Origin of the sequence: Sandarakinorhabdus rubra (genome assembly GCF_010994245.1) — a bacterium.
Taxonomy (GTDB): domain Bacteria; phylum Pseudomonadota; class Alphaproteobacteria; order Sphingomonadales; family Sphingomonadaceae; genus Sandarakinorhabdus; species Sandarakinorhabdus rubra.
In genome coordinates, this window is record NZ_WMHO01000206.1 from 1 (window position 1) to 4,545 (window position 4,545).

A 4,545-nucleotide genomic window follows, 5' to 3' on the forward strand; every position below is an offset into this window, starting at 1 on the left:
CGCCGCCGCACAGCGTTGCGGCGCACTGCGCGGCCAGCAGGGCGAGGGCCGCCGCCATCAACCCTGCGAGGGCGCGGCGGGCGCGGCCGCAGCTGGCGGAGTTGCGGCGGGCGGAACGGTAGGGGTTGCAGCGGCTGCTGGTTCGGCTGCCTCTGCAGCCGAAGGGGCGGGATCCACGATATCGGGCAGCACCAGCTCCGGCTTGACCAGCTTCGGCTTGGCCAGCGGCGGCGGCATCGGCGCCGGCGGCGGCACCAGGCTGTCTGGCACCGCCTCGCCCTTGCGGGCAGCCTGCCCCCACCTGCGCAGCTGGGTGGCCAGGCCAGCGGTGAGCCGCTGATAGCCCTTGCCGCTCATGTGGATGCCATCGCCGGCGCGGGCCAGGAAGCGCGTGCCGTCGGGCCCTTCCAGATGGGTGGTGAACTGCCCGCGCGCGTCTGCGGCCAGCGCCCGCGTCTCGACGAACGGCACGTCCAGCCGTGCCATCAGGCCGGCAAAGAAGCGGTTGAGCCTGGCAATATCCGCATCATAGGCCGGATTTCGCATCACCGGCAGGCCGATCCACACCACGGTGGCGCCCTGCGCCCGCAGGGCCTCGACATAGCGGGTCACGCGCGACCCAATCTCGGCCTGCCAGGCCGGGGACAGAAAGGGTGCCGCCCTGCCCTCCACCCACAGGCCCTGCGTGTCATTGGCTCCGAAGCTGATCACTGCGACGTCCACCGGGCCTTCGGCGAGCTGTTCCTCCAGCCGCTGTTGCAGGTTGGTCTGGCGATAGCGGGTGAAGCCGGTGGCCTGCTGCGAATAGCGCAGGACCTGGAAGGCTTCGCGCCGCGGCAGCTGGTTGTAGAGCGCCGCCCACAGGCCATCGCCGAAACTGTCACCAAAGACGCCGATGCGGAACGGCCGGTTCTCGGCCACGGCGCGGGACAGGCCGGGCGGCGGCGCCTTCAGGGCAGTGCGCGCAACGGCCATCGAGGCGCTGGCGGTTGGGGGCGACGGGCCGGCCGATTCCGGCATCGACTCGGGCGCCAGCAGCGCGTTGATCTGGGGCGCGAAGGCCAGCCCGATGGCGATGCCCGCCACCACCCCGCAGAACAGGGCGGCGGTGCGATCGATCAGCAGGAAGGCGGGATGTTTGGCCATGGATGGCCGGCTGATACACGTGCCGCCACGCCATGCAAACGGGCTGCGCTGCCGCGACGGGATCAGCCGCCGGTGAGCGGCGATCTGCGCCCCTGCCGGGCCAGCCTGAGCTTCAGCAACGCCATACCAACGACGGTCAGCGGCACGGCGAGGATCACGCCCAGCGGCCCAAGCAGGCTGCCGGCGGCAATCAGGCTGAAGATGGTCAGCACGGGGGGAAGATCACCAAAGCGGCTCTGCGCGATCGGCATCACCACATTGCCCTGCAGCTGCTGCACCACCACCAGCGCCACGATGGTGAACAGGCCGGTTTCCACCCCCTGCCCGAAGCCCAGGATGACGGTGGGCACCGACACCAGGATAACCCCAAGATAAGGCACGAATTCGCAGAGGCCGGCGACCAGCCCGATGGCCAGTGGCGATGGCAGGCCCACCAGCCACAGCCCGAACGAGGTGCCGACTGCCACGAAGGCCATGCCGATTGCCTGCCCCTTCAGCCAGAAGGTGAGCGCGGTGCGAACGGCGGCCACCGTTTCCAGCGCCCGTGCCTGCCGGGCCGGCGGCAGCATGGCGACAAGTCCATCGACATAGAGCCGGGGCTGCGCAGCGAGATAAAGGGCGGCGACAAGCACCACGGCAAGGCCGGTGATGGCCGAACCGACGTTGGCCAGCGCCGACTGGGCGAAATCCACCACCTGCTCCATCTTTGGCGCCGCGGTCGATATCTGGGCCAGTATTTGGCGGCCAATGGGCGTCGCTTCCGCCCAGCCACGCACCTGCGCCAGCGCCGCCGGAAAGCGATCAGCCAGCAGCAGGAACTGTTCCACCATGACCTGCCCGAACAGGCCGAACACCACCAGCAGCGCCAGGAGCGGGATGATCACCGCTGCCGCCAGCGCCGCCGCGAATGGCAGCCGCAGCCAGCGTTGCAGCAAGCCGGCGAAATCCGACAGCATCAGGCCAACCAGCGCGCTGGCGAACAGGATCAGCAGCAATTGCTGAAGCTGCCAGATGGCCAGCGCCAGCGCGATGCCGGCCATCACCGCCAGACTACGGCGGAACCAGCGGCCGGCATCGCTGACGGCATGCGGATCAGGGACTGTCATCCCGTCACGATGCAGCAGCTTGGCTCCCCTGCCAAGCTGCTGCCGTGGTCACGATAGCGCGATCCATTCGCCATCCTGGGTGTAGCGGTGGGAGACGCGGCCGGCATCGTCGATGGCCCACAGGTGCAGCCACTGGTTGTCGACCAGCTCGCGCACCGTCTGGCTGGCCATGATGACGTCGGTCATCGCCGCCAGCGGCGCCTCGATGAAGACGTTGAGGCGCAACGGTTCGTGCAGGAACTTCTCGCCGTCGTGCACCGATTGCCAGGCCAGACCGGTCTTCAGATCGCCGCCATTGCCTTCCAGCACGCCCAGCGTGCCAACCACATTGTGCAGCACCTTGTTGCCGGCACCCCACACGCGGTTGTTCACCACCGAGCCATAATATTGCAGGTTGATCCACGAGGCGACGACCATCGGCGCGGTCATGATCAGCTTCAGCACGCCGAAGCCTTCATCCTGGCGCCAGTCATAGCTGTGCAGGAAGCTGCGGCCGCCAAGATCGACCCCCAGGGTGCGGTGGCGCGGCGCGGCGATGAAGGCGCCGTTGCCCGCCAGGCCCCATTCCGGGCGCACCTGCGCCCAGTCGCGGCTGCGGCGCAGCACCTGCGTGTCGACATCGCCTTCGGGCGCATCGAGATCGAGGAAGCGCGCCCGCTCCCGCCGGGTCAGCGCCGAGGCGCGGGACAGCCAGCCCTGCAGCTCGGCAAGCTCGTCACGCAGCGCCGGCGGCACCCGGTTGGTGTCGAACAGGGTGATCTCGTCGGTGGTGGTGTCGTGCAGCGCGCCCAGGAACCACGTATCGTCCGGGATGGCGATGCCCTTTGACCTGAGCCCGATGCGCATCGCCGGGTCGTTCAATATGTCGGCTGCAAGGCGGGCGTTGGCCTCGCCGGTGTGGCCGCCACAGGCGCCGCAATCAAGGCCGGAGGCGTGCGGGTTGTTGGCGGTGGTGCTGCCATGGCCGGCGAGCAGCACGAACCGGGCAAAGTCGGTGGTCAGGCTCATGCCGCGCAGAACGGCTTCGGCCTGCGCCAGCCGCTGGGCGGCGTTGAGGCCGGTCATGCGGCCACCCACCACCTGCGGTTCGAGCCGCGGGCCAAGCCGGCCAATCACGTCGGCAGGCAGTCCATCGGTGTTGGGATCGGACACGGTGCGGGTGAGGCCCAGCGCATCGCCGACCAGCTTGGGCGCGAAGGCCAGGCCCATCGCTTCCACATAGGTGAAGCTCGACACCGCCGACTGCTTGAAGCTCTTCCATGCCTTGGCGGCGCGGCGGCGCAGCAGTCGCAGGCCCAGCACCTCGGTCTCTTCCTCGGCCGAGGCGCCATTGACCATCTCGGTGATGGTGAAGGCCGGGGTCAGCAGCACCGGGCACTGGGCGCCGCCGGTCTCGCGGCCGATCGGCACATATTCGATCGGGTAGCCAAAGAAGCCGGCAAAGCCCAGCGTCTCGCCGGCCGGCACCACCTGTTCCAGTGCGCGGCGATAGACTTCGGAGCGCACGTCGATGCAGAAGGCAGCCTGCAACGGCTTGCGGCCGGCCTGGCGCGGCAAAGCGAACGGCTGCGGCGCTGCCTCGTTGCGGGCCAGCCGGCTCAGCAATTGCTGCTGCCAGGCCATTTCATAGGCTTCCTGGAACAGCAGGGCGACGGCGAGATCGGGATCGGACGCCAGCGCTTCACTGTCATGATCGGGCGACAGCGTGGCGGCGCGCGCCATTTCCTGCGCCCAGGCATCGCGGAAGGCGGCATCGCTGCGCTGCTGGAACAGGGCAAAACCCCAGGCCATGCGGATGGCGAGCAGCTCGATGAGCCGGCTGTCCTCGCGGCCATAGAGATTGTTGTCCCACACCAGGTAGCGGACATAGGCCGCCCAGCCGCCGATATCGAACAGCGCCCGGTGCAGATAATCGATCATCGCGCGTTCCGGGATGCCGATCGCCGCGACAATCTCGGAGATGGCCGCCACCGGATCCTCCGGCAGACTGGCGACGAGCTGGCGGAAACCCTTGATGCCCATCGCTTCGGCGTTGCGATCATGGCGCATGGTTTCGCGCCAGGCTGCCCACGGGCCGGCATCGCGGCCGGGCATTTGCCAGCTGGCCTGGCCTTCGTCGAAATAGCCGGCGCACCAGCGCGAGATCTCGTCCACCATGAAGGCGGTGCGGCTGGCCTGGCGGTCGCCGGCCGACAGCCGATCGAGCACTTCGGCGATGGTGGCCACCACGGCCGGGCCGTCGTTCTGCGACGCCGGATCGCGGGCCAATGCCGCGCGGGCCTGGGCCGCGTCG

At 69.0% G+C, this 4,545-nt stretch carries 3 protein-coding genes; all 3 read right to left on the bottom strand.

Annotation, left to right across the window (positions count from 1 at the left end; all coding sequences use genetic code 11):
- Positions 1-57: 57 nt before the first annotated feature.
- A complete protein-coding gene (locus tag GJV64_RS11660; RefSeq protein ID WP_164157387.1) occupies positions 58-1,146 on the bottom strand; it encodes an SGNH/GDSL hydrolase family protein in 1,089 nt (362 codons plus the stop codon).
- A gap of 62 nt (positions 1,147-1,208) precedes the next feature.
- Entirely contained in the window at positions 1,209-2,252 is a 1,044-nt protein-coding gene (locus GJV64_RS11665; RefSeq protein ID WP_164157388.1) for an AI-2E family transporter, read from the bottom strand.
- Between the two features lie 48 nt (positions 2,253-2,300).
- Positions 2,301-4,545: YbcC family protein (locus GJV64_RS11670; RefSeq protein ID WP_164157389.1), on the bottom strand; the 2,245-nt coding region annotated here is incomplete at its 5' end.

Bases quoted from the DNA above. Each gene is read 5' to 3' on its own strand.
- GJV64_RS11660 (WP_164157387.1), bottom strand. From the start codon at position 1,146: ATGGCCAAACATCCCGCCTTCCTGCTGATCGATCGCACCGCCGCCCTG.
- GJV64_RS11665 (WP_164157388.1), bottom strand. From the start codon at position 2,252: ATGACAGTCCCTGATCCGCATGCCGTCAGCGATGCCGGCCGCTGGTTC.